The organism is Pseudotabrizicola sp. 4114 (genome assembly GCF_031457365.1).
In the GTDB taxonomy this organism is placed as follows: Bacteria; Pseudomonadota; Alphaproteobacteria; order Rhodobacterales; family Rhodobacteraceae; genus Pseudotabrizicola.
Genome location: NZ_JAVDWP010000001.1, coordinates 575,919 through 599,800, shown reverse-complemented (window position 1 = coordinate 599,800; position 23,882 = coordinate 575,919). Strand labels below are relative to the sequence as shown.

At 65.7% G+C, this 23,882-nt stretch carries 23 protein-coding genes; 13 read left to right on the top strand and 10 right to left on the bottom strand.

Going from position 1 to position 23,882, the window contains the following annotated elements; all coding sequences use genetic code 11:
- Nucleotides 1-59 precede the first annotated feature (59 nt).
- Both J2X53_RS03000 and J2X53_RS02995 read left to right on the top strand, forming a co-directional pair.
- The gene (locus J2X53_RS03000; RefSeq protein WP_349035978.1) at nt 60-2,105 is read left to right on the top strand and encodes an OmpA family protein; all 2,046 of its coding nucleotides are present in this window, start codon (nt 60-62) and stop codon (nt 2,103-2,105) included.
- A gap of 50 nt (nt 2,106-2,155) precedes the next feature.
- Entirely contained in the window at nt 2,156-2,485 is a 330-nt protein-coding gene (locus J2X53_RS02995) for a hypothetical protein (protein WP_118153231.1), read from the top strand.
- 68 nt (nt 2,486-2,553) lie between these two features.
- On the opposite strand, the gene J2X53_RS02990 is transcribed toward J2X53_RS02995, so the two are convergent.
- Complete coding sequence (locus tag J2X53_RS02990) at nt 2,554-3,333, bottom strand: alpha/beta hydrolase (protein ID WP_349035977.1); 780 nt, start codon at nt 3,331-3,333, stop codon at nt 2,554-2,556.
- 119 nt (nt 3,334-3,452) lie between these two features.
- Between J2X53_RS02990 and J2X53_RS02985 the strand changes: the two genes are divergently transcribed.
- Nucleotides 3,453-4,931, top strand: a complete 1,479-nt coding sequence (locus J2X53_RS02985) for an NAD-dependent succinate-semialdehyde dehydrogenase (RefSeq protein WP_349035976.1) — start codon at nt 3,453-3,455, stop codon at nt 4,929-4,931.
- A 190-nt stretch (nt 4,932-5,121) separates the two neighbouring features.
- Here J2X53_RS02985 and J2X53_RS02980 read toward each other — a convergent pair whose 3' ends face one another.
- Nucleotides 5,122-7,092 carry a protein meaA gene (locus J2X53_RS02980; protein ID WP_349035975.1) on the bottom strand — a complete coding sequence of 657 codons (1,971 nt, stop codon included), beginning with the start codon at nt 7,090-7,092 and terminating at the stop codon, nt 5,122-5,124.
- 213 nt (nt 7,093-7,305) lie between these two features.
- Between J2X53_RS02980 and J2X53_RS02975 the strand changes: the two genes are divergently transcribed.
- From J2X53_RS02975 to J2X53_RS02930, 10 genes are all read left to right on the top strand, one after another.
- The gene (locus tag J2X53_RS02975) at nt 7,306-8,679 is read left to right on the top strand and encodes a 1-acyl-sn-glycerol-3-phosphate acyltransferase (RefSeq protein WP_349035974.1); all 1,374 of its coding nucleotides are present in this window, start codon (nt 7,306-7,308) and stop codon (nt 8,677-8,679) included.
- 114 nt (nt 8,680-8,793) lie between these two features.
- A complete protein-coding gene (gene ccrA / locus J2X53_RS02970; RefSeq protein WP_349036292.1) occupies nt 8,794-10,086 on the top strand; it encodes a crotonyl-CoA carboxylase/reductase in 1,293 nt (430 codons plus the stop codon).
- 160 nt (nt 10,087-10,246) lie between these two features.
- Nucleotides 10,247-10,414 carry a hypothetical protein gene (locus tag J2X53_RS02965; protein ID WP_349035973.1) on the top strand — a complete coding sequence of 56 codons (168 nt, stop codon included), beginning with the start codon at nt 10,247-10,249 and terminating at the stop codon, nt 10,412-10,414.
- Nucleotides 10,415-10,469: 55 nt separating this feature from the next.
- Nucleotides 10,470-12,026 carry an AAA family ATPase gene (locus J2X53_RS02960; RefSeq protein ID WP_349035972.1) on the top strand — a complete coding sequence of 519 codons (1,557 nt, stop codon included), beginning with the start codon at nt 10,470-10,472 and terminating at the stop codon, nt 12,024-12,026.
- Between the two features lie 55 nt (nt 12,027-12,081).
- Nucleotides 12,082-12,318, top strand: a complete 237-nt coding sequence (locus J2X53_RS02955) for an Lrp/AsnC ligand binding domain-containing protein (protein WP_118153250.1) — start codon at nt 12,082-12,084, stop codon at nt 12,316-12,318.
- 85 nt (nt 12,319-12,403) lie between these two features.
- Entirely contained in the window at nt 12,404-13,585 is a 1,182-nt protein-coding gene (locus J2X53_RS02950) for a glutathionylspermidine synthase family protein (RefSeq protein WP_349035971.1), read from the top strand.
- Between the two features lie 4 nt (nt 13,586-13,589).
- The gene (locus J2X53_RS02945) at nt 13,590-14,165 is read left to right on the top strand and encodes a DUF1190 domain-containing protein (protein ID WP_349035970.1); all 576 of its coding nucleotides are present in this window, start codon (nt 13,590-13,592) and stop codon (nt 14,163-14,165) included.
- Nucleotides 14,166-14,775: 610 nt separating this feature from the next.
- Nucleotides 14,776-15,477: a purine-nucleoside phosphorylase gene (gene deoD / locus J2X53_RS02940; protein WP_349035969.1), complete on the top strand. Its 702-nt coding sequence runs from the start codon at nt 14,776-14,778 to the stop codon at nt 15,475-15,477.
- Between the two features lie 3 nt (nt 15,478-15,480).
- On the top strand, nt 15,481-16,794 hold the full coding sequence (locus J2X53_RS02935) for an aminotransferase class I/II-fold pyridoxal phosphate-dependent enzyme (protein WP_349035968.1): 1,314 nt from the start codon (nt 15,481-15,483) through the stop codon (nt 16,792-16,794).
- An 11-nt stretch (nt 16,795-16,805) separates the two neighbouring features.
- A complete protein-coding gene (locus J2X53_RS02930; RefSeq protein ID WP_349035967.1) occupies nt 16,806-17,789 on the top strand; it encodes an aldo/keto reductase in 984 nt (327 codons plus the stop codon).
- A gap of 67 nt (nt 17,790-17,856) precedes the next feature.
- On the opposite strand, the gene J2X53_RS02925 is transcribed toward J2X53_RS02930, so the two are convergent.
- The 8 genes from J2X53_RS02925 to sdhA form a co-directional block, all read right to left on the bottom strand.
- Nucleotides 17,857-18,717, bottom strand: coding sequence for a DUF1989 domain-containing protein (locus J2X53_RS02925; RefSeq protein WP_349035966.1), 861 nt, complete (start codon nt 18,715-18,717; stop codon nt 17,857-17,859).
- Nucleotides 18,718-18,741: 24 nt separating this feature from the next.
- Entirely contained in the window at nt 18,742-19,716 is a 975-nt protein-coding gene (locus J2X53_RS02920; protein ID WP_349035965.1) for a glutathione S-transferase family protein, read from the bottom strand.
- Nucleotides 19,717-19,831: 115 nt separating this feature from the next.
- Nucleotides 19,832-20,023, bottom strand: coding sequence for a hypothetical protein (locus J2X53_RS02915; RefSeq protein WP_349035964.1), 192 nt, complete (start codon nt 20,021-20,023; stop codon nt 19,832-19,834).
- A gap of 2 nt (nt 20,024-20,025) precedes the next feature.
- On the bottom strand, nt 20,026-20,427 hold the full coding sequence (locus J2X53_RS02910) for a BLUF domain-containing protein (RefSeq protein WP_349035963.1): 402 nt from the start codon (nt 20,425-20,427) through the stop codon (nt 20,026-20,028).
- A 132-nt stretch (nt 20,428-20,559) separates the two neighbouring features.
- Nucleotides 20,560-21,336 carry a succinate dehydrogenase iron-sulfur subunit gene (locus J2X53_RS02905; RefSeq protein ID WP_349035962.1) on the bottom strand — a complete coding sequence of 259 codons (777 nt, stop codon included), beginning with the start codon at nt 21,334-21,336 and terminating at the stop codon, nt 20,560-20,562.
- Nucleotides 21,337-21,339: 3 nt separating this feature from the next.
- Complete coding sequence (locus J2X53_RS02900) at nt 21,340-21,636, bottom strand: hypothetical protein (RefSeq protein ID WP_349035961.1); 297 nt, start codon at nt 21,634-21,636, stop codon at nt 21,340-21,342.
- Nucleotides 21,633-21,947, bottom strand: coding sequence for a hypothetical protein (locus J2X53_RS02895; protein ID WP_349035960.1), 315 nt, complete (start codon nt 21,945-21,947; stop codon nt 21,633-21,635). The genes J2X53_RS02900 and J2X53_RS02895 overlap by 4 nt, the downstream gene beginning before the upstream one ends.
- Before the next feature lie 122 nt (nt 21,948-22,069).
- Nucleotides 22,070-23,872: a succinate dehydrogenase flavoprotein subunit gene (gene sdhA / locus J2X53_RS02890; protein WP_349035959.1), complete on the bottom strand. Its 1,803-nt coding sequence runs from the start codon at nt 23,870-23,872 to the stop codon at nt 22,070-22,072.
- Nucleotides 23,873-23,882 lie beyond the last annotated feature (10 nt).

Here is a 23,882-nt window from a genome sequence, read left to right as displayed (position 1 = left end):
GCCGTTTCCGCCCCTGCCATCCTGCAGGGCCCAGACAGACTTCCAGACAGGACCATGCCTTGCCCAAGCGCCTGCTCAATCTCACCTTCCGGATCGGCAGCAATGTCCGCAGCCAGCTTGACAACCGGCAGCTGCCGCATGGCGTCATCGCGCTGGCCGCCGTCACCGGCGCGGGCGTTGTTGCCGCGCTGGCCGCCTGGACATCGGCTGTGGTGATCGAACAGCGCTCGGAACAGGCGGTCACCTCGCGTCTTCTGGACGCGGGCATCACCTGGGCCACGCCGCAGGCCGATGGCTTGCAGCTGCACCTGATCGGCACCGCCCCGAATGAGGCCGCACGCTTTCGCGCCGTCAATCTGGCCGGAACCGTGATCGACGCCTCGCGGGTCCGCGACCAGCTGGAGGTTACGCCGGTCAAGGCGATCGAGGCCCCGAAATTCTCGGTCGAGATGCTGCGCAATGATGATGGCATCCAGCTGATCGGCCTGTTGCCCACCAGCGATTCGGCCGAGGCCCTGCTGGCCGAGGCGCAGTCGCTGCGGTCGGACGGCGCCATTTCCGACATGCTGGAAACCGCCGCCTATCCCGCCCCCGAAGGCTGGGACGATGCCTTTGCCTATGGGATGGAGGCGGTCAAGCGCCTGCCCCGGTCCAAGGTCTCGGTCTCGGCGGGACGGGTCAGAATCACCGCCATCGCCACCAGCGCCGACGAACAACGCCGCCTGACCAATGAGCTGAACCTCGCCCGCCCCGCCGGGTTGCAGGTCGCCATCGACATTTCCGCCCCCCGCCCGGTGCTGACGCCCTTTACCCTGCGCTTTGTGCTGGATGCGCAGGGCGCGCGGTTTGACGCCTGCTCTGCCGATACCGACCGCGCCCGCGCCCGCATTCTTGCCGCAGGCTCCGCTGCCGGGGTTCCGGGCCGGGCCAACTGCATCGTCGGTCTGGGCGTCCCCACCCCCAGCTGGGCCGATGCCGTCTCGACCGCGATCGGGGCCGTCAAAACCCTTGGCGCGGCCACCGTCACCTTTTCCGATGCCGATGTGTCGCTCGTCGCCGCCGACAGCGTGTCGCAATCCGATTTCGACCGCGTTGTGGGCGAACTCGACTCCGCCCTGCCCGACGTGTTCTCGCTGACCGCCACGCTGGAGCGTACCTCCACCACCGCCCTCGGCCCCGCCGAATTCACCGCCACCCTGTCCGCCGAAGGCCGGGTCGAGCTGCGGGGCCGGGTGACGGATGAGCTGTTGCGCGATGCCGTCGCCAGCTACGCACAGGCGCGCTTTGGCGTCGGCAAGGTCTACAGCGCCACCCGGCTTGATGACGACCTGCCCGATGGCTGGCCGGTCCGCGTGCTGGCCGGGCTGGAGGCCTTGGGCGAGCTGGCCGAAGGCAAACTGCTGGTCCGCGCCGATACGGTCGAGGTTGAAGGCGTCACCGGCTCGCAGAACGCACGCGGCCGCATTTCGCAGGTCTTGTCCGACAAACTGGGTCAGGGCCAGACCTTCAAGGTCGCCGTGCGCTATGACGAAGAGCTGGACCCGCTCGCCGCCCTGCCCACCCCGCAGGAATGCGCCGCCGATGTTGCCGCCGTTCTGGCCAAACGCAAGATCACCTTTCCCCCCGGGTCCGCCGAAATCGACGGTCAGACCATAGGCATCATGGATGACCTGGCCGAAGCCCTCGAAGACTGCCCCGCCGTGCGGATGGAAATCGCGGGCTACACCGACAGTCAGGGCTCTGACAGCGGCAACCGCGCGCTCAGCCAGGCCCGCGCCGATGCGGTGCTTCTGGCGCTGCAAGGGCGTGGCATCACGGTCGATGCCCTGAAAGCCACCGGCTATGGTGAGGCCGACCCGATTGCCGACAACGCCACCGAAGCGGGGCGCGAGGCAAATCGCCGCATCGAAATCAGGTTGCTGGATCAGCCGCAGACCGCTGCAACCCCGGCGGGTTCCGCGGCAGCGGCAGGCGAACCCGCCTCTGCGGGACAGGCCGGTGCGGTCCCGGATGCCGCTGCCGCCCTCGCCGACGAAGACGGCCCCTCTGTCGCCCCGGCAGAAAAGACCCGCCGCCCCCTTGCGCGCCCGTCGCGTGACGGCTAGCCAAGGGACACGTCAGATCTTGACCCCCATGGCCGTATGAACCGCAGCGAATGAACCGCACCGAATTCATCATCGTCACCGCAATCATCCTGATGGCCGCCTTTGCCATGGGATGGTTCTCGCATTGGGTCATGCACCGCTTTGCCCGCGTCGCCGGTGGCGACATGGGCGAGATGGACCGGCTGTCCACCATGCTGCACGAGGCCGAGGAAACCCGCGATCAGGCCATCATCTACCTCGAACAACGCGAGGCCGAGTTGATGAACCAGATCGCCCAGACCGAGGCCGAGCTGCGCGCCGCCATGGGCGGCCTGCGCGACGCGCGCCACGAGGCCGAAGAAATGCGCGCCTATATCGAGCGGATGCACGCCAACTCCTGATCGGGTTTCCCGCGCAAAGCCGTGCCACCCGCTTGCCACCGATCATCCCCCCCGGCTTCGGCCCCGCGTCAGAACCCGCCCAGACAAACCTCCATCAGCGGGCTTGACGGATCGGCCAGCCCGTCGATCACGTCAAAATGATGCCGCCCCGCGTCAACCGTCCACGGGCAGGCCCACGCCTCGGCCAGCAGCCGCGCCTGCCACAAAAACGCGGGTCGCTCCTGCCCGCCGACCCAGACATGCGCCTGCACCCCGGCCCGCGGGCGCAACAGCGCCGGGCTCTCTGCCACCGCCTCCGCCGCGTCCAGCCGCAGCGTGGCGTTCATCTGCGTCTCCATCAGCGGCCGCAGATCGGCCAGGGGAGAGATCGGCACCACCCGCGCCACCTCCGGCCCGCCCGCACAAGCCATCCGCGCCGCCAGATGCCCGCCCGCCGAATGCCCGGTCACCACCACCGGTCCCGGCACCTGCGCCACCACCGCCCGCACCGCCGCCCGGATCTCCCCGGTCATCTCCGAAATCCGCGCGCCGGGCGCCAGCGTGTAGGACGGCACCGCACAGGCCCAGCCCCGCGCCACGGCGCCCGCCGCCAGATGCGACCAGTCCTCCCGGCCAAAATCCATCCAGTAGCCACCATGCACAAACAGCATCACCCCGCGCGCCGCGCCCTCGGGCCGGAACAGATCAAACCGCTGCCGCGCCCCCGGCCCATAGGCCAACCCCAGCTCTGCCCGCGCCTGCGCCCGGAACGCCGCCGCCTTGGCCCGCCAGCGGGGCACAAACCCCTCCGCGCCCGCAATGAACGCGCCATTGGCATAGGCCCGGTCGGCCTCAGTCTCGAAATCCATCCTACCCGCCCCGATTTGATCAAAAAACTGGCACGATCTCGCCCTGCCTGCCCGACAGAACTGGACAAGCCCGCCCGCCCCATGCTTTGCATGAGCATGACCGAAATGGGAGGCCCCAAATGCTCGATTCCGTGACCGATCTCGCGTCGCTGCTGAAAGATCCGACCCTGCTTGCCACACGCGCCTATGTCGCGGGCGAGTGGATTGACGCCGATGACGGCGACACATTCGCCGTGGTGAACCCGGCGCGCGGCGATGAAATCGCCCGCGTGCCCAACCTTGGCCGGGCCGAGACCGCCCGCGCCATCGACGCCGCCAATGCGGCGATGAAGGACTGGGCCGCCCGTACCGGCAAGGAACGCGCGCAGGTGCTGCGCAAATGGTTCGACCTGATGATGGCCAATCAGGACGACCTCGGCACCATCCTGACCGCAGAAATGGGCAAACCCCTCGCCGAAGCCAAGGGCGAGATCGCCTATGGTGCCAGCTTCATCGAATGGTTCGGCGAAGAGGCAAAGCGCGTCTACGGCGAAACCGTCCCCGGCCATCAGCGCGACAAACGCATCACGGTGTTGAAACAGCCGATCGGCGTGGTCGGCTCGATCACGCCATGGAACTTCCCCAACGCGATGATCGCCCGCAAGGCCGGCCCGGCGCTGGCCGCCGGTTGCGGCTTCGTCGCCCGCCCGGCGGCTGAGACCCCGCTCTCGGCCCTCGCCATGGCGGTGCTTGGCGAACGCGCGGGCCTGCCCAAGGGCATCCTCTCGGTCATCACCTCCAAGAAATCCTCCGACATCGGCAAGGAGTTCTGCGAAAATCATCTCGTGCGCAAACTCACCTTCACCGGCTCGACCGAAGTCGGCCGCATCCTGCTGCGGCAAGCGGCGGAACAGGTGATGAAATGCTCGATGGAGCTGGGCGGCAATGCGCCGTTCATCGTGTTCGACGATGCCGATCTGGATGCCGCCGTCGCCGGTGCGATGATGTCTAAGTTCCGCAACAACGGCCAGACCTGCGTCTGCGCCAACCGCATCTATGTGCAGGCCGGGGTCTATGACGCCTTTGCGCAAAAACTGCAGGCCGCCGTCGCCAAAACCCGCGTCGGCGATGGCCTGTCCGAAGACGTGCAGTTCGGCCCGCTGATCAACGCCGCCGCGCTGGAAAAGGTCGAAGAACACATCGCCGATGCCACCTCCAAAGGCGCGAAAATCGAAACCGGCGGCAACCGGCACAAGCTGGGGGGCAACTTCTTTGAACCCACCATCCTCACCGGCGTCACCGAAGACATGATCGTCACCACCGAAGAAACCTTCGGCCCTCTCGCCCCCCTGTTCAAGTTCGACACCGAAGAGGAAGTGGTCGCCAAGGCCAACGACACCATCTTCGGCCTCGCCTCCTATTTCTACAGCCGCGAGATCGGCCGCATCACCCGGGTGCAAGAGGCGCTGGAATACGGCATCGTCGGCGTCAACACCGGCATCATCTCGACCGAGGTTGCCCCGTTTGGCGGTGTCAAACAATCCGGCCTTGGCCGCGAAGGCAGCCACCACGGCATGGATGACTATATGGAGTTGAAATACGTCTGCCTGTCGATCTGACCAAAGGGCGGCCCTCACCCCGACGGCCCCCCTTTCATCTTGGCAAAAATACTCGCGGGGGTCCAAGGGGGCGGCAGCCCCCTTGTCGACATCAGCCCCGGACACCCCCGCATCAGATCAAAGCGCCTCCCTCCCCCCTCGTGGGGTCGGGGCACTGCCCCGACGGCTGGGGTGGGGGGGGGCCGCGCCGCTATTCGGCGGCCATCGGCGCGGCGTCGACCAGCCCGACAATATCCAGCATGATCCGGTTCAGCTCGAAATCCTTGGGCGTATAGACCGCCGCCACGCCCAGCGCGCGCAAGCGCGCCGCATCGGCCTCGGGGATGATGCCGCCCACCACCAGCGGGATATGCGACAGCCCCGCCGCGCGCATCCGCTCCAGCGTTTCGGTGATCAGCGGGATATGACTGCCCGACAAGATCGACAGCCCGACCACATGCGCCGCCTGATCCTGAGCGGCGGCGACAATCTCTGCCGGGGTCAGCCGGATGCCCTCATAATGGATCTCCATCCCGCAGTCGCGGGCGCGGGCGGCAATCTGTTCGGCCCCGTTCGAATGCCCGTCCAGCCCCGGCTTGCCGACCAGAAACTTCAGCGGCCGCCCCAGCTTTGACGACAGCGTGGCCACCGCCTCGCGGATCGGCTCCAGCCCTTCGGTCCTGTTCGACGGGTTGCGGCTGACGCCGGTGGGCGCGCGGTATTCGCCAAAGGCCCGGCGCACCACCGCGCCCCATTCGCCGGTGGTGACACCGGCCCTGGCACAGGCGATGGAGGCGGGCATCACATTGCTGCCATCCGCACAGGCCTGCGCCAGTGCGGCCAGCGCGGTCGTCACCGCGCCCGGATCGCGCGCCTTGCGCCAGCTGTGCAGCCGGGCGATCTGATCCGCCTCGGCCTCGGGGTCCGAGGCCATTATGCTGCCATCGCCGGTGGTCAGCGGCGACGGCTCGGTGCTGGTAAAGCGGTTGACGCCGACCACCGTGGTCTCCTGTGATTCAATCCGGGCAATGCGGTCGGCATTGGCCTCGACCAGCCGCCCCTTCATGTAGTCAATCGCGGCCACCGCCCCGCCCATGGCATCAATCTGCGCCAGTTCAGCGCGCGCACCTTCCTTCAGCGCCTGCACCTTGCGGTCAATCGCCGGATTGCCGTCGAACAGATCGTCATATTCCAGCAGGTCGGTCTCATAGGCCAGGATCTGCTGCATCCGCAGCGACCATTGCTGATCCCAGGGCCGCGGCAGCCCCAGCGCCTCGTTCCATGCCGGCAATTGCACCGCCCGCGCGCGGGCGTTTTTCGACAGCGTCACCGCCAGCATCTCGAGCAGGATGCGGTAGACGTTGTTTTCAGGCTGCGGCTCGGTCAGGCCCAGCGAATTGACCTGCACCCCATAGCGGAACCGGCGGTATTTCGCATCGGTGATGCCATAGCGGTGTTCGGTGATCTCGTCCCACAGATCGACAAAGGCGCGCATCTTGCACAGCTCGGTCACGAACCGGATGCCCGCATTGACGAAAAAGCTGATGCGGCCCACCATATTGGGAAAGTCTGCGGCCGGAACCTTGGTCTTCAGATCATCCAGCACCGCACAGGCCGTGGCCAGCGCAAAGGCCAGCTCCTGCTCCGGCGTCGCCCCCGCCTCCTGCAGGTGGTAAGAGCAGACGTTCATCGGGTTCCACTTCGGCAGATACTGCTGGGTATAGGCGGCCACGTCGGTGATCATGCGCAGGCTGGGTTTCGGCGGGCAGATATAGGTGCCGCGCGACAGGTATTCCTTGATCAGATCGTTCTGCACCGTGCCGTTGAGCGCGGCCACATCCGCCCCCTGCTCTTCGGCCACAGCGATATACAGCGCCAGCAGCCAGGGCGCGGTCGCGTTGATCGTCATCGAGGTGTTCATCTGCTCCAGCGGGATCGCATCAAAAAGCGCCCGCATGTCGCCCAGATGCGCGACCGGCACACCGACCTTGCCCACCTCGCCCTTTGCCAGCTCGTGATCGGAATCGTAGCCGGTCTGCGTCGGCAGATCGAAGGCGACTGACAACCCGGTCTGCCCCTTGGACAGGTTGTTGCGATAGAGCGCGTTCGAAGCTGTGGCGGTGGAATGTCCGGCATAGGTGCGGAACAGCCAGGGGGCGTCTTTTTTGGTCTGGGCGGTCATGTGGCCTCCATCACGCGACTCATTGGCGCGCAATATTGTTTCGCTTGATGCCAGATAGGGGAAATATTCTGGCGTTGTCAATTCGCTGCATTGCGGCATCGCGGGAGGCAGGCGTGGAGGGGGGCGCTGCCCCCCGCGCTTCGCGCCCCCCCGGAGTATTTGGAAAAGGTGCAATTCATTTGCGCGGGCGCTGGCTTTGGCTAGGGTTGGCACATGTTTCAAACCGTCGAGATCCCTGTATGGCTGGTGGTGGTGCTGTTTGCGCTGCCGGGTGTGGCGGCGCTGGACCGGGTCATCGGGCCGGGCGTGCGCTGGTTTTTCCGCCGTCGGCTGGAGCGGCTGCTGGCAAAGGTGAACGCCCGGCTGGAGCGCAAGGTTGAGCCGTTCAAGCTGATGCGGCGGCAGGACATGGTGGTGCGGCTCTTGTATGACCCCGCCGTGCTGGAGGCGGTGGCCGAACATGCCGCCGCAACCGGCGTGCCCGGCGAAGTGGCGCTGGAAGAAGCGCGGGTCTATGCGCGCGAGATCGTGCCGGGGTTTTCGGCACTGTTCTATTTCGGCTTTGCCACCCGCGCGGCGCGGGCGCTGTCGGCGGTATTTTTCCGGGTGCGGGTCGGGGTGGTGTCTGAAGCCGCGCGCGCCATTGATCCGCGCGCCACGGTGATCTTTGTGATGAACCATCGCAGCAATATGGATTACGTGCTGGTCACCTGGCTGGTGTCGGGGCGGGCCGCGATTTCCTATGCCGTGGGCGAATGGGCGCGGGTCTGGCCGCTGAGCCGCCTGATCCGGGCGATGGGGGCCTATTTCATCCGGCGCGGCAGCCACAACGCGCTCTATCGCCGGGTGCTGGCGCGCTATGTGCAGATGGCCACCGCCGAAGGCACCACGCAGGCGGTGTTTCCCGAAGGTGGGCTCAGCCTGGCCGGGCGGGTGGGGGCCGCGCGGATGGGGCTGTTGTCCTATATCTGGGCCGGGTTCGATCCGGCCGCGATCGGCAAAGGCGCGCGCGATGTGGTCTTTGTGCCGGTGGGGCTGGCCTATGACCGGGTGCTGGAGGATGCGCTGCTGGTGCGGGCCGCGCGGATCGGCGGGCGGCGGTTCCGCGCGCCGATTGTCCGGGTGCTGTGGGAGGCCTTGCGCATCGCTCTGAAGCGGGCGGGTGGCAACCGCTATCTGTTCGGCACGGCGGCTGCAGGCTTTGGCACACCGCTTTCCCTCAGCGCGCATCAGGCGGCGGGTGGTGATCTGGAGGCTCTGGGCCTGCGGCTGATGGCCGAGGTCGAGCGGGTGGTGCCGGTGCTGCCCGCGCCGCTGGTGGCGGCCTCAATCGCGATGGCGGTGCCGGTGCCCGAGCTGGTGGCGCGGCTGGAGGCGGTGGAGGCTGTGCTGCGCCTGCCCTCCGGCGGGCTGGCGCAGGCCGAGGCCGAGGGACGGGCCGCCCTGTGCAGTCGCGGCATTCTGGACGAGTCGGGCACGATCCAGCCCGGAATGGGCGATTTGCTGGCGTTTTACGCGGCGTCAGTGCGGCAGCGGCTGGGCGAACCGGCAGTGGAGCCCGATCTTTCTGCGACGCGGCGGACATAAAATTACAAAACAGACCTCTGAGCTATTGTAATGTTGCGCGATGGTTCATATTCCTTGGCACATCCCGCGCCGATTCTGCAGCGCGGCATGGATGACATCAGGATGGAGGCCCCCATGGCTCTGGATACCCAACCCGCCATCGCCGCCTATGAGGCGCCGATCAAAGACCTGTACGAGATCGGCGAGATGCCGCCGCTTGGTCATGTGCCCAAACAGATGTATTCTTGGGCGATCCGGCGTGAGCGGCACGGCGAGCCCGAAGTCGCGATGCTGCAAGAGGTGGTGGACACCTGGGCCATCGACAGCAACGAGGTGCTGGTACTGGTGATGGCGGCGGGGGTGAATTACAACGGCGTCTGGGCGGGCCTCGGCCAGCCGATCAGCCCGTTTGACGGCCACAAGCAGCCCTATCACATTGCCGGATCGGATGCCTCGGGCATCGTCTGGGCGGTGGGTGACAAGGTCAAGCGCTGGAAAGTCGGCGATGAGGTGGTGATCCACTGCAATCAGGACGATGGCGATGACGAAGAATGCAACGGTGGCGACCCGATGTTTTCGCCCACGCAGCGGATCTGGGGCTACGAGACGCCGGATGGGTCATTTGCCCAGTTCACCCGCGTGCAGGCGCAGCAGCTGATGCCGCGCCCCAAGCACCTGACCTGGGAGGAATCGGCCTGCTATACCCTGACCCTTGCCACCGCCTACCGGATGCTGTTCGGCCACGAACCGCATGATCTGAAACCGGGACAGAACGTGCTGGTCTGGGGCGCATCGGGCGGCCTTGGCTCTTACGCGATCCAGCTGATCAACACGGCGGGGGCCAATGCGATCGGCGTCATCAGCGACGAGAGCAAGCGTGACTTCGTGATGTCGATGGGCGCCAAGGGCGTGATAAACCGCAATGATTTCAAATGCTGGGGCCAGCTGCCAAAAGTCGGCAGCCCAGAATATGCCACCTGGTTCACTGAAGCCCGCAAGTTCGGCAAGGCGATCTGGGACATCACCGGCAAGGGCGTGAACGTCGATATGGTGTTCGAACACCCGGGCGAGGCGACCTTTCCGGTCAGCTGTCTGGTGTGCAAAAAGGGCGGCATGGTGGTGATCTGTGCCGGGACCTCCGGGTTCAACTGCACCTTTGACGTGCGCTACATGTGGATGCACCAGAAGCGTTTGCAGGGCAGCCACTTTGCCCATCTGAAACAGGCGGCGGCGGCCAACAAGCTGATGGTGGAACGGCGGCTGGACCCCTGCATGTCGGAAGTGTTCCCCTGGGCCGATATCCCCAAGGCCCATACCAAGATGCTGCGCAACCAGCACAAGCCCGGCAATATGGCGGTGCTGGTGCAGGCGCCCACCACCGGGCTGCGCACCTTTGACGACACGCTGGAAGCGAGCCGCCGGGGCTGAGACCGCCAAAGACCGCGATACATACCGCCGGAAGCGCTTGCTTGCGGCGGTATTCTCATGGCCGGATCATTTGTGGTGATACCCGGCCGGGCGAAGCGCCTATACTGGGCAGCAGACAGTGGCGGGTCGGCGAGCGGACCGGATTTCTGCGGATGATATGATGCACCACGACTGGATTTTCGATGTGCTGGAAGATCTTCGGTCATATGCCCTGCAAAACGGGCTGACCGCGACCGCGGCTCAGGTCGATGATGCCTTGCGTGTGGCGCGGGCCGAGATGCAATCCGGTCTGCCCAGAGCGCACCCCGAAACCGGGCGGCAGAACTGAGGCGCGGGCGTGTTGCGTCTGGTGCAGGCCGGGCCTTGGCCTTATGGTCGCGCGCATGAGCATGACCGCACGCGCCGCCAAGTCAGCCTTGGCCCAACTGACCCTTTCCGACGATCAGGCCGAGGCGCATGACCGTGTGGCCGCTGATCTGCTGGCGGCGGGGATTGATCTGGACCATGGCGGGCTGACCCCGCCGGGTGAGGGCAAATCCACCGTGCTGGCGGTGATGGGCAAGGCCGGGTCGGGCAAGACCATGCTGCTGGCGCAGCTGACCCGCGCGATGATCGACGCCGGGGTCGAGATCGTGTCGGGCGATTACGAGGGCAAGCGGCGCAAGGAACGGCGCACGCTGGCGGTGCTGGCCCCCACCAACAAGGCGGCTTCAGTCCTGCGGATGCGCGGGGTTCCGGCCACCACCATCCACCGCATTCTCTATACCCCGGTCTATGACCCGCAATATGAAAAGATCGCGGAATGGCTGACCGGCGTCGGCAACCGCCCGGTGATCGACGATCTGCCCGATCTGGCGCTGGACCGGGCTTTTGCCTTTTATCAACAAGTGGCCTCGATTCCAGGGGCCTTGGCGGCGGCTGGCTTGCGGGGGTCCGACTTTATCCAAGGCTGGAAACGGCGCGAAGAGCCGCTGGATGTCGGCTTCATCGACGAATCCTCGATGCTGGACGAGCGGCAGTTTGACGACCTGCGCGAGATTTTCCCGACGCTGGTGCTGTTCGGCGACCCCGCCCAGCTGGCCCCGGTCGGGCAGTCGGGCAGCATGGTGTTTGACCGGCTTGGGGAGTCCAAGAAACTGATGCTCAGCCGCATCCACCGGCAGGCGCAGGACAACCCGATCCTCGATCTGGCGCATGCGCTGGCCGATGACAGCATCGGGTTCGATCAGTTCGAGCGCATGGTCGAAGACGCGTCCAAACGCGACGAGCGCGTGGTTTGGGCCGAACGGGTCGATGCCGACATGATGGCGCGCTCCCCTGCCTTGGTCTGGCGCAATGCCACCCGCATCCGGCTGATCACCGCGTTCCGCGCGGCGCATGGCGCGCCCGATGACGCGCTGTTGCCCGGCGAGCCGCTGATCTGCGACGGGATCGAGCTGCCGCTCAAGCACCGCAAAAAGCGCATCGATCTCGAGGCGCGGGGCCTGATCAAGGGCGCGCAGGTGATCTACCTCGGCCCCGGCAACAAGCCCGGTTTTGCCAAGATCCATGTGGTCGGCGCCGAAGATCCGCAAGTCTCTGCCGCCAGCATCATCAAGATCGAACGCCCGGATGAGGATGAACCCTTCATCGCCTCGGCCGCCACCATGGGGGCGGCGTTTCTGCATGGCGCGGCAGTCACGATCCACAAGGCGCAAGGCTCGCAATGGGAAAACGTGCAGGTCTTCGCCCCCGATCTCTTTGCCGCAGCCCAAGCCGGGCGGTCCGAAGCCGGGTTGCCACTGTGGAAACGCCTCGCCTATGTCGCCATCACCCGCGCGGAAAAGCGGCTGTTCTGGGTGGTGCGCGCGCGGCTTGCCCTCCCCAAGGGGCCGCTGGTGGTGGATGACCTCAAACCCGCCAGCGTCCCCCTCACCCTGAGCACACAAACCGAAGGCTGACCCTTTTCCACGCGCCCGCCACAGGCTAGGCTGCGTCACAGGACAGGAGACCCCCATGCGCTGCGTATTCGTTCAGTTCCGCTGCACCCCCGGCAAGACCTATGAGGTGGCCAGTGCCATCTGGGACCGCGAGGTGGTGTCAGAAATGTATTCGACCAGCGGCGAATATGATCTGATGGCCAAGGTCTACATCCCCGATGAACAGGACGTGGGCCAGTTCCTCAACGCCGCCCTGTTCGACATTCCCGGCATCAGCCGCACCCTGACCACGATGACCTTCAAGACATTCTGACCGGACATATCGACACGGTTGCATGAGCACAGGTTGCCCTGAGGCTATCGCGCCGCCATATCAATGGCGACCACAGGAGAGAGATTTGGACCGTATCCCATTGCCCGAACGCCCCGACTGGCGCGCAAAGGCGGCAGAGCTTGGCTTTACCTTTGCCGACATGCACGGCGAGCCCTATTGGGACGAAACCTCGGCCTACAGCTTCACGCTGGACGAGGTCGAGGGCCGGATCGAGGATCCCTGCACCGAACTCCATGCCATGTGCCGCGAAGCGGTCGGCACCGTTCTGGCCGATGAATCGCTGATGGACCGCATGGGCCTGCCCCGCCTGCGCTGGGATTTCATCAAGGACAGCTGGGAGGCGGGCGAGCCCGAGGTCTATGGCCGCTTCGATCTGGCCTATGATGGCAAGGGCCCGGCCAAGCTCTTGGAATACAACGCCGATACACCGACATCGCTTTATGAATCCGCCAGCTTTCAGTGGCTGTGGTATGAAGATCAGCTGGCCGCCCGCGTGCTGCCCGAAGGCTCCGACCAGTTCAACCGCCTGCATGAAGCGCTGGTGGAGCGGTTTGCCGAGATCTTTCCGCCCGACACCGACCTGCATTTCGCCGCCATGGCGGGCGCGCCCGAGGATTACGCCACGGTCGAAACCATGGCCTGGGCCGCACGTGAGGCCGGGATGGGCGCGCATTACACCGATCTGGAAAAGATCGGCATCAGCGAAGAGGGTCAGTTCACCGACTCTGAGGACCGGGTGATCGGCACGCTGTTCAAGCTCTACCCGTGGGAAGACCTGTTCGCCGACGAATTCTCGGCGCATCTGGCATCGGCGCAATGCCGGTTCATCGAACCGCCGTGGAAGGCGCTGCTGTCGAACAAGGCGATCCTGCCGGTGCTCTGGCAGCTGTTTCCCGGCCATCCCAACCTGTTGCCATCATTCTTTGCCGATGACACCAAGGGTCTGGCCGATGCAGCCCATCTGATGCTGGGGGGGCACGTGACCAAACCCATCTTCTCGCGCGAGGGGGCGTCGGTCACCATCACCGCGCAGGGCCGGGTGCTGGAGCGCGCGACCAACCGCGAGTATGACCGCCACCCGATGATCGTGCAGGCCTATCAGCCGCTGCCGGTCATGGGCGGCATGCGCCCGGTGATCGGGGCCTGGGTGGTGGGGGAAACCTGCGTCGGCATGGGCCTGCGCGAAGACCGCGCCCTGATCACGCAAGACCTGTCGCGGTTCAAACCGCATTTCATTGAAGGGTAAAGCCATGAAAAGATCACGCGCGGTATCGCTGGGGATTCTGGGGGCAGCCGCCTTCGGACTTGCCGCCTGTCAGCAGGAAGAACAGACCGACGCGGCGGCCTTTCCCGATGTCGAAAGCTGCATGGCAGCAGCGGCGCAGAACGGCTGGTTCACCCGCGAGGATTGCACCACAACCTTTGCCGAGGCACAGGCGGTGCATTCTGAGACCGCCCCGCGCTATGAAAGCCAGGAGTTGTGCGAACAGGAACACGGCGCCGGCGCCTGCGGCGGCGATCCCGCAGCCGCCACCGGCGGCGGCGGCGGCAGCATCTTCATGCCGCTGCTCGCGGGTTATCTGATCGGTCAGGCCCTTGGCGGCGGCCGCGCCATGGCGCAGCCGGTGGTGCCAAAGGCCGGTGGCGGCTTTGCCACGCCCAACGGCGGCACCCAGCTGTCGCGGCTGAACTCTACCGGCAAGATGGGCACCACGGCCTTTGCCAAAGGCCCGACCACCGCAGGCCAGCCCCCGATGAGCCGCGCCGCCGTCGCCAGCCGGGGCGGCTTCGGCGGCTCCGCCGCCGCCCGCTCCGTCGGCAGCTGAGGGTCACCAGACCCCCGTCCCATGGAGGGGGAGGCCGCTGCACCACGCGGCGGCCTTTGTCTGGCAACCCCGGCAACCTGCCCCAACGCCCCCCACCCCAGCCCTCCCCACAAGGGGGAGGGAGACACCTGCATCACGCGGTGGTCTCTGACGGAAGCAGACGGCGACCTGCCCCAACGACCCCCCACCCCGGCCCTCCCCACAAGGGGGAGGGAGACACCGCACCATGCGGTGGCCTCTGGGGGAAAAGACGGCGACCTGCCCCAAGTGCCGCCCTCCCCCTTGTGGGGAGGGCTGGGGTGGGGGGCGGCGCCCCATCAGCACCTGCGCCCTCAGCACCAAAGCCATGGGCACAAAAATCCCGCACAGATGTCATGACGTAAACCATACGCAAACCGGCCACGGATCAGACTCAAATCATACCAAAAATTCCTTGCAACATCAGCGCCTTACCGCCGCTCCGCAAACCTCCCCGCCCCCTGCCCGGAAAATCACCTCCCCCCCTCGCGGCGACACCCCGGGCGGCAACGGCCCGCCATCCCCCGATCGCGCTTGCCCTCCTCCACCGAACCAAGCACAACTTCCCCAGAGACAGCCACGAGGGGGCGACATGACCTTTCACATCGGGGCCAAGCCGGGCGAGATTGCCGGAACCTGCCTGCTTCCGGGCGACCCCTACCGCGCCCGCTGGGCGGCCACGCGCTTTCTGGACAGCCCCCGTCTGGTGTCGGAAACCCGGGGCATGCTGGCCTATACCGGCACCTGGCGCGGCAACCCCGTCACCATCCACGGCACCGGCATGGGCATGCCGTCGATGTCGATCTATGCCAACGAGCTGATCCGCGACTATGGCGCGCAAACCCTGATCCGGGTGGGTTCCTGCGGGGCCTTGCAGCCGCAGATCGCCCTGCGCGATGTGGTGCTGGCGCAAGCGGCCTCCAGCATCGGCTCGCCCTCCACCAGCATCTTCCGCGAGCTGCGCTTTGCCCCGGTCGCCGATTTCGGCCTGCTGTCAAAGGCTTATGCCGCCGCCAGCGCGCCGGTGCATGTCGGCGGCATCTTCACCTCTGACACGTTCTACGACGAACGCTCCGACCTGACCGATCAGCTGCAACGCCATGGCTGCCTCGCAGTCGAGATGGAAACCGCCGAGCTTTACACCCTCGCCGCCCGCTACCAGCGCCGGGCGCTGTCGATCCTTACCGTGTCAGACCACATCCTGACCGGCGCGGCCCTGCCCGCGCCCGACCGGGAAACCGGCTTTGCCGCGATGATCGACATGGCCCTGCACGCCGCCTTTGCCAAAGGATAGCCGATGCCCCACCTCGCCCCCCGCCCCTGGGTTCCGACCGAAGCCCATGTCCAGACGCTCGCCACCCGCGCCACCGCGCCCTCGGCGCAGGTCAGCGCCCGTATCGAGGCGCTGATCGCGCAGAACCTGCAGGTCCATGATCAGGACTGCTTCAACCTCAATCCCGCCACCAACATCATGAACCCCCGCGCCGAAGCCGCCCTGTCGCGCGGCCTCGGCTCCCGGCCAAGCCTCGGATATCCGGGGGATAAATATGAAATGGGGCTGGAGGCGATTGAAGAGATCGAGGTCATTGCCGCCGAACTCGCCGCCGAAGTTTTCGGCGCAAACTACGCCGAAATCCGCGTCGGCTCGGGGGCGCTGGCCAATCTTTACGGCTTCATGGCGCTGACCAAACCCGGCGACACCATCATCGCCCCGCCCGGCGCGATCGGCGGCCATGTCACCCATCATGCCGCCGGATGCGCGGGGCTTTACGGGTTGACCACCCATCCTGCCCCGGTCAACTCCGATGGCTATACCATTGATTTGCCCGGACTTCGCGACCTTGCCCTGCAAACGCGCCCGAAGCTGATTACCATCGGCGGCAGCCTGAACCTGTTCCCGCACCCGGTGGCCGAGATCCGGGAGATTGCCGATGAGGTCGGCGCGAAAGTCCTGTTCGATGCCGCCCATCAATGCGGCATCATCGCCGGGGGCACCTGGGGCAATCCGCTGCATCAGGGCGCGCATCTGATGACGATGAGCACCTATAAATCCCTCGGCGGCCCGGCGGGCGGGCTGATCGTCACCAATGACGCCGCCATTGCCGAACGGCTCGACCAGATCGCTTTTCCCGGCCTGACCGCGAACTTTGACGCCGCCAAATCCGCCGCACTCGCCATCACCCTGCTGGACTGGCGCGACCATGGCGCGGCCTATGCGCAGGCGATGGTTGCGCTTGCGCAAGCCCTCGCCCGCGAGTTGGGCGCCCTCGGCCTGCCGGTCTTTGCCACCGGTCGCGGCGCGACCCAGACCCACCAGTTCGCCATCGAGGCTGCAGGCTTTGGCGGCGGGCAAGCCGCATCCAAAACCCTGCGCAAGGCAGGGTTCCTCGCCTGTGGGATCGGCCTGCCGATTCCCGAGGTTCCCGGCGATATGAACGGCTTGCGCATCGGCACGCCAGAACTGGTGCGCCGGGGCGTCACCCCTGCCGATGCCCCGGCGCTGGCCGCGCTGATCGCCGAAGGCCTGCGCTCCAACGCGCCCGAAACCGTCGCCGCCCGTACCCGCGCCTTTCGCGCGCGGTTCACCGGGCTGCATTACATGACCCCCTGACCGGATTGCCCATGAAATACCGCCACCTCGGGGTCAACGGCCCCCGCGTCTCTGCCCTCGGTCTGGGCTGCCTGTCCTTTGGCGGCATCTTCGGTCCGACCACCACGCCCGAGTCCCACGCCTGCCTTGATGCAGCATGGGACCATGGCATCACCTTTCTTGACGTGGCCAATGTCTATGGCAACGGCGTGTCAGAAACCGTGATCGGCCAATGGCTTGCCACCCGCCCGCACCGCCCGGTGATCGCCACCAAGGCGGGTATCGTGCCCGGGGCCACGCGTGGCATCAACAACGATCCCGCCCATCTGCGCGCCGAACTCGACGGCTCGCTCAAACGGCTGGGGGTTGACCGCATCGACCTGTTCTATCTGCACCGCCACGACCCGGCCTGCCCGATCGAGGCGGTGGCCGAAACCATGGCGGCGCTGATCAAAGCGGGCAAGATCGGCGGCTATGGCCTGTCCGAGGTCGCGCCTTATACCCTGCGCCGCGCCCATGCGGTGCATCCGGTGACGGCGGTGCAGAACGAATACTCCCTCTGGACCCGCCAGCCCGAACTGGGCCTGATCCAGACCTGCGCCGAACTGGGCGTCGCCTTTGTCCCGTTCTCGCCGCTGGCGCGCGGGGCGTTTGGCGATCCGATGATCGACCCGGACCTGCACGACATCGGCCCGTTCCGCACCACGATTCCGCGCTTTTCACCCGAGAACTGGCCGCGGAACAAACAAAAGCTGCTGACCTTCCAACAGCTTGCCGCCGACATGGGCCACACCCCTGCCGCCCTCGCCCTCGCCTGGTGCCTGCATCTGGGCGAGCACCTGATCCCGATCCCCGGCACCCGCAGCGCGGCGCACCTCTCCGCCTGGGCGCAGGCCCCGGACATCACCCTGTCCGCCGCTGACCTCGCACGGATCGAAATCGCGCTCCCCATCGGCTGGGCCTATGGCGACCGCTACAGTGACGCGATGGCCGCCTCGGTCGAGCGGTACAGCTGATCCGCTTTCTGTCGAAAGTATCCTCGGGGGGGGCGCGAAGCGCGGGGGGCAGACAGGCCCTTGACGGCTACAGCCCGTGGCTCCGGTCATAGCCATTCGCCGGGCTGACCTGCCAGCCCGGAACCGCCCGCTGTGGCCTGAACACCTGCACCAGCAGCGGATAACACGCCGCCTGATCCGACGAATGCACGGTTGAGCAATCCCCGCCGGGACAGGCCGACAAGGCGCCGAGAAGATCCATCGACGCATGAAACTCGATGAAATCGCCGGGCCGCACCGGGCTGGCCTTCATGAAATACTGCCCGGTCTCGCGGGTAAAGCCGGTACACATGAACACGTTCAGCACGTCATGCACGTGCAGTTCCGCCTCTGCCGCTGTCAGCCCGGTCCGCGCCGCCAGCGCCCGCGTCAGGTTCGAATGGCAGCAGTGATGATACTGCCCACCCGACAGCAGGTTGTGCGTATAGGGGTCGCAGCGGGTGCCGATCACATCATGCACCCCGCCGCCAAAGGCATCAAAGCCGTACCAGTCCAGCGTGTCCGCCGTGATCAGCGCCATCTCGCGCAGATAAGGCAGGTTCGACCACATCCGGTCCCCCGCGCTCAGATGCGTGCCGTGCAGCGCGCGGGTTTTGCCGCTGTAGAAGCGCTCGTGCAGATCCTGCGCGTTCCACAGGTTCAGATCGCCGACCTGCGGCCCCTCGACGCTCGTGATGCGAAAGAAATGCCCCGCCGGCACGTCAAAGCATCGCGCCTCGCGCGCGGGCACCAAGACCTCGGCCACCTGCTCCCACCCCTCGCGGGCCGCGAGATAGGGCGCAAGGTCGGGCGGGGGCAGCCCCTCCACCGGATAGCAGATCACCGGCGCCACCGCGCGGCGCGCGGCAGCATCTTCGGGGGCCACATGGGCGGGGACATCAGGCTTCACAACGGCTCCCTCAAACAGGGCGCCTCAGCCGCGCCCGTGTGGGGCAGCATAATCCAGCACCGGATTGATGGGAATGATCCGGTTCGGATTGATGGTGTCATGGCTGTAGTGATAATGCCGCACGAAATGATCGACCCGCACCGTGTCTGACACGCCCGGCCATTGATACAGCTCGCGCGTGAACCCCCACAGGTTCGGATAGTCGATGATCCGGCGGCGGTTGCATTTGAAATGCAGGTGATACACCGGATCGAACCGGATCAGCGTCGGAAACAGCCGCCAGTCGGCCTCGGTCAGCCGGTCGCCCATCAGATAGCGGTTCGCCCCCAGATGCGCCTCCAGCCAGTCCAGCGAGTCAAACAGCGCCTGCACCGCCTCATCATAGGCGCTTTGGGTGGTGGCAAACCCGGCCTTGTACACACCGTTGTTCACCGTGTCGTAAATCCGGGCGTTGACCGGTTCAATGCCTTCGCGCAAATCCTCGGGCCAGTAGTCATCGGTATTGCCGGTGATCCCGTCAAAGGCAGAATTGAACATGCGGATGATCTCGGCAGACTCGTTGCTGACGATCCGGCCGGTCTGCGTATCCCACAGCACCGGCACCGTCACCCGGCCTGACATATCCGGCGTATCGCGCAGATAGACATCGCGCAGGAACGGCAGGCCGAACTGCCGGTCCCCGGTCGCGCCGGGAAAATCGGTGGCAAAGGTCCAGCCATCCGACAGCATGTCGGGATGCACCACCGAGATCGGGATATGCCCGGTCAGCCCCTTCAGCGCCCGAAAGATCAGCGTGCGATGCGCCCAGGGACAGGCGTAGGAGACATAGAGGTGATAGCGCCCGCTTTCCGACCTGAACCCGCCCTCGCCCGAGAGGCCGGGCGAGCCATCCGCCGTCACCCAGTTGCGAAAGCGCGATTCCTTGCGCTCGAACGCGCCGCCGGTGGATTTGGTGTCATACCATTCGTCATGCCAGACGCCGTCAACCAACTGTCCCATACCATTCCCTTACGTCTGTTCTGGCCGCGAAGCTAACAGCCCAAGCCCCCTCCGGCCACTCTCAACACCCTGCGCTCACGCACAGGACCTTGCTCAAAAGCGGGGAGGCATTGGGCTATTCCTGTGGCCGCAGGCAATCGCGTGGCTCTTGCGTGCCCGGCATAACCGCCCCGCACGAAGCACAACGCCATTGCCCGGCAGATCGTTCCTGCCGCCACCGGCAGGCGCGGGTCAGCGTGCTGTTGCGCCGCGCGATCCACATGTAGATCAGCACCGACAGCAGCAGGAGAAGCAGCAACAGCGGCATGGTCAGCCCGCGTCGGCCAGCCGTGCAAAGACCGCCAGCACCGCCGCCTCGCCCGCCCGCTCCGGCACGCCCGCCGCCACCTCGTCGCGCGACCAGATCAGGCTGGTCGCCGGATCATCCTTCATCGCCCAGGCCCCGAACAGGCGGGCGTCATCGCCAATCTCGCGCCGCAGCAACTCGCGCACCTCGATATGCCGGTCATCGGCACGAATGCGGGCATAGGCCGCCTCCACCGCCGCCGCCGGCCCCTCCAGCAGTTGCAGGAACAGATCATCCCGGCAGATCAGCGCGCCGGTGATGTCATCGCGCGTATTGCAGCGGCGGGCATCAAACAGAATGGCAGTCAGCGTCGCCCCGTCAAAGCCAAAGGGCCGCGAGGCATAGATCAGTTGCAAGAGCGGCATAGGGTGATCCTTCCTGCGCACGGATCAGGGCGGCGCATCAGGCAAACCTAGGCCACAGCGCCCGGCATATCCAGTGCCGCAACGAAAAAGGCCCCGGATCACCCGGGGCCTGAAATCAGTGTGCGACAGGGGTCACACCACCCGTTCGACCATCATCTTCTTGATCTCGGCAATCGCCTTGGCCGGGTTCAGCCCCTTGGGGCAGGTCTTGGCGCAGTTCATGATGGTGTGGCAGCGGTACAGCTTGAACGGATCTTCCAGCTCGTCCAGCCGCTGGCCGGTCGCCTCATCGCGGCTGTCGATGATCCAGCGGTACGCGTGCAGCAACGCGGCAGGCCCCAGATACTTGTCACCATTCCACCAGTATGACGGGCAGGACGTGCTGCAACAGGCGCACATCACGCATTCATACAAGCCATCCAGCTTGCCCCGGTCATCAATCGACTGCCGCCATTCTTTCGCGGGCCGGTTGGTCTTGGTTTCCAGCCAGGGCATGATGCTGGCATGCTGGGCGTAGAAATGCGTGAGGTCCGGGATCAGATCCTTGACCACGGGCAGATGCGGCAGAGGATAGATTTTCACATCGCCCTTCACCTCGTCCAGCCCGTAGATACAGGCAAGGGTGTTGATCCCGTCGATGTTCATCGCGCAGGACCCGCAGATCCCCTCGCGGCACGACCGGCGAAAGGTCAGCGTCGGGTCGATCTCGTTCTTGATCTTGATCAGCGCGTCCAGAATCATCGGGCCGCAGGTGTCCATATCCACGAAATAGGTATCGACCTGCGGGTTTTTCCCGTCATCCGGGTTCCAGCGATAGATCTGGAACTTGCGTACATTCTTGCCCTCCGGCTTCGGCCAGGTCTTGCCGGTGCGGATGGTAGAGTTCTTGGGAAGCGTGAATTGGACCATGGTTTATCCCTTCCATTCCGGGAATGCATAGAGCGGGCGGCTGGGAGGCTGCCCGGATTTCTGAACAACGCAAGAGTCGTAGACCGCCGACGGGTCACGCCCCATGATAAAGTCTGAACTGACCTCCAGCTTGACACGGGACCGGGCCCGGCCATCCGAGCTCATGCCCACGCCAATCTCGCCGCGCGGCTGTTGCGCCAGACGGGCGCGCTGAAAGCACTCGCGCTCGGCCTGCGCCACCGGGATCGGGCCACAGGCCAGCAGCAAGAGCGGCAGGCCCAGCACCGATGCCCGCATCATGGCCGCACCTGCGGCACGCCGTTGGCGGCAAAACAGGCCGAAGTCTCGGGGCGCAGCGCAATGCCGCGGATCGTGGCCTTGGTCGACGACCCCGCCACCACCGCCACATCCCGCGCCAAAGCCTGCACCTCGGCCGCCGTGGCATTGCGCAGGATACAATCGGTCGCCTGCCGCGCCAGAGGCGTCGGCATATCCAGTTGCACCACCGGCAGAACCACCGTTGCGGCAATCCGCCGCCCGGCCTGATCGGCCACCTGCTGCGGGTCGCAAGCGGCCAACAGCATCACCCCACAAACAGCCATCCAACGCATCTGCATCATCCTTTGCACGCTCCGGCGCACAGGATGACGCAAGGCCCCGGCCACACCAGCCCCGACCGCTGCACATTCGCGTGCGGCGGCGGAAACGGGCCGATGTGCCGGGCTATGCTGCATCAGAATTTCCGCTCTGCCGGGGCGATTTTCTTGAGGCTGATCCCGCCCTCGGCCTCGGTGGTCAGCGGATCGACATGCACAGCGCGATAGCTCAGCGTGACCTTGTTGCCATCGACATGGGCCAGCGAATGTTTGCGCCAGTTGGCATCATCGCGCGTCGGGTAATCCTCATGCGCGTGCGCGCCCCGGCTTTCCGTGCGGGCATGCGCCCCATAGATCGTGGCCAAAGCGTTCGGCATCAGGTTGGTCAGCTCCAGCGTCTCCATCAGGTCGCTGTTCCAGACCAGAGACCGGTCCGTGACCTTCAGATCGCCGACACGTCCGGCGATTTCGGTCATCTTGCGCTCGCCTTCGGCCAGGGTCTTGTCGGTGCGGAACACCGCCGCATCGGCCTGCATGGTCTTTTGCATCTCCAGCCGCAGATCGGCGGTCGGGGTCGCCCCCGAGGCATGGCGCAAGCCGTCAAAGCGGGCCAGCGCACGGTCAACCTCGGCCACGTTGGTCGAAGGTGTCGCCGACTCCGGGTCCACCACCTTGCCGGCGCGGATGGCCGCAGCGCGGCCAAACACCACAAGGTCGATCAGAGAGTTCGACCCCAACCGGTTCGCACCATGCACCGATGCACAGCCCGCCTCGCCCACAGCCATCAGGCCGGGGAAAATCGCATCGGGCGCGTCGGCGGTGGGGTTCAGCACCTCACCCCAATAGTTGGTCGGGATACCGCCCATGTTGTAATGCACGGTCGGCAGCACCGGGATCGGTTCTTTGGTCAGGTCCACACCGGCAAAGATGCGCGCGCTTTCCGAAATCCCCGGCAGCCGCAGATCCAGCGTTTCTTTCGGCAAATGGTTCAGGTGCAGGCTGATATGGTCGCCATTCGCGCCCACGCCCCGGCCTTCGCGAATCTCCAGCGTCATGCAGCGCGACACGTAATCGCGCGGCGCCAGATCCTTGTAATGCGGCGCATAGCGTTCCATGAACCGCTCGCCTTCGGAGTTGGTCAGATAGCCGCCCTCGCCCCGCGCGCCTTCGGTGATCAGACAGCCGGAGCCATAGATGCCGGTCGGGTGGAACTGCACGAACTCCATATCCTGCAGCGGCAGACCCGCCCGCGCCACCATGCCTCCGCCGTCACCGGTGCAGGTATGGGCAGAGGTCGCCGAGAAATAGGCGCGGCCATAGCCGCCCGTGGCCAGCACCACCATCTTGGCGTTGAACACATGCATGGTGCCGTCATCCAGCTTCCACGCCACCACGCCGGTGCAACGACCATCGGTGATGATCAGATCCAGCGCGAAATATTCGATGTAGAACTCGGCGTTGTTCTTGAGGCTCTGCCCATAGAGCGTGTGCAGGATCGCATGGCCGGTCCGGTCAGCCGCCGCACAGGTGCGCTGCACCGGCGGGCCTTCGCCATACTCAGTCGTGTGGCCGCCGAACGGGCGCTGATAGATCTTGCCCTCTTCGGTGCGCGAAAACGGCACGCCGTAATGCTCCAGCTCGTACACCGCCTTGGGGGCCTCGCGCGCGAGGTATTCCATCGCATCGGTGTCGCCCAGCCAGTCCGACCCCTTTACGGTGTCGTACATGTGCCACTGCCAGCTGTCGGGGCCCATGTTGCCCAACGACGCAGCAATGCCACCCTGCGCCGCAACCGTGTGGCTGCGGGTCGGGAACACCTTGGTCACACAGGCGGTGCGCAGCCCCTGCTCTGCCATGCCCAGCGTGGCGCGCAAGCCCGCACCGCCCGCACCCACCACGACCACATCATAGTCGTGCACTTCATAAGGATAAGCCGTCATGTTCTTTCCT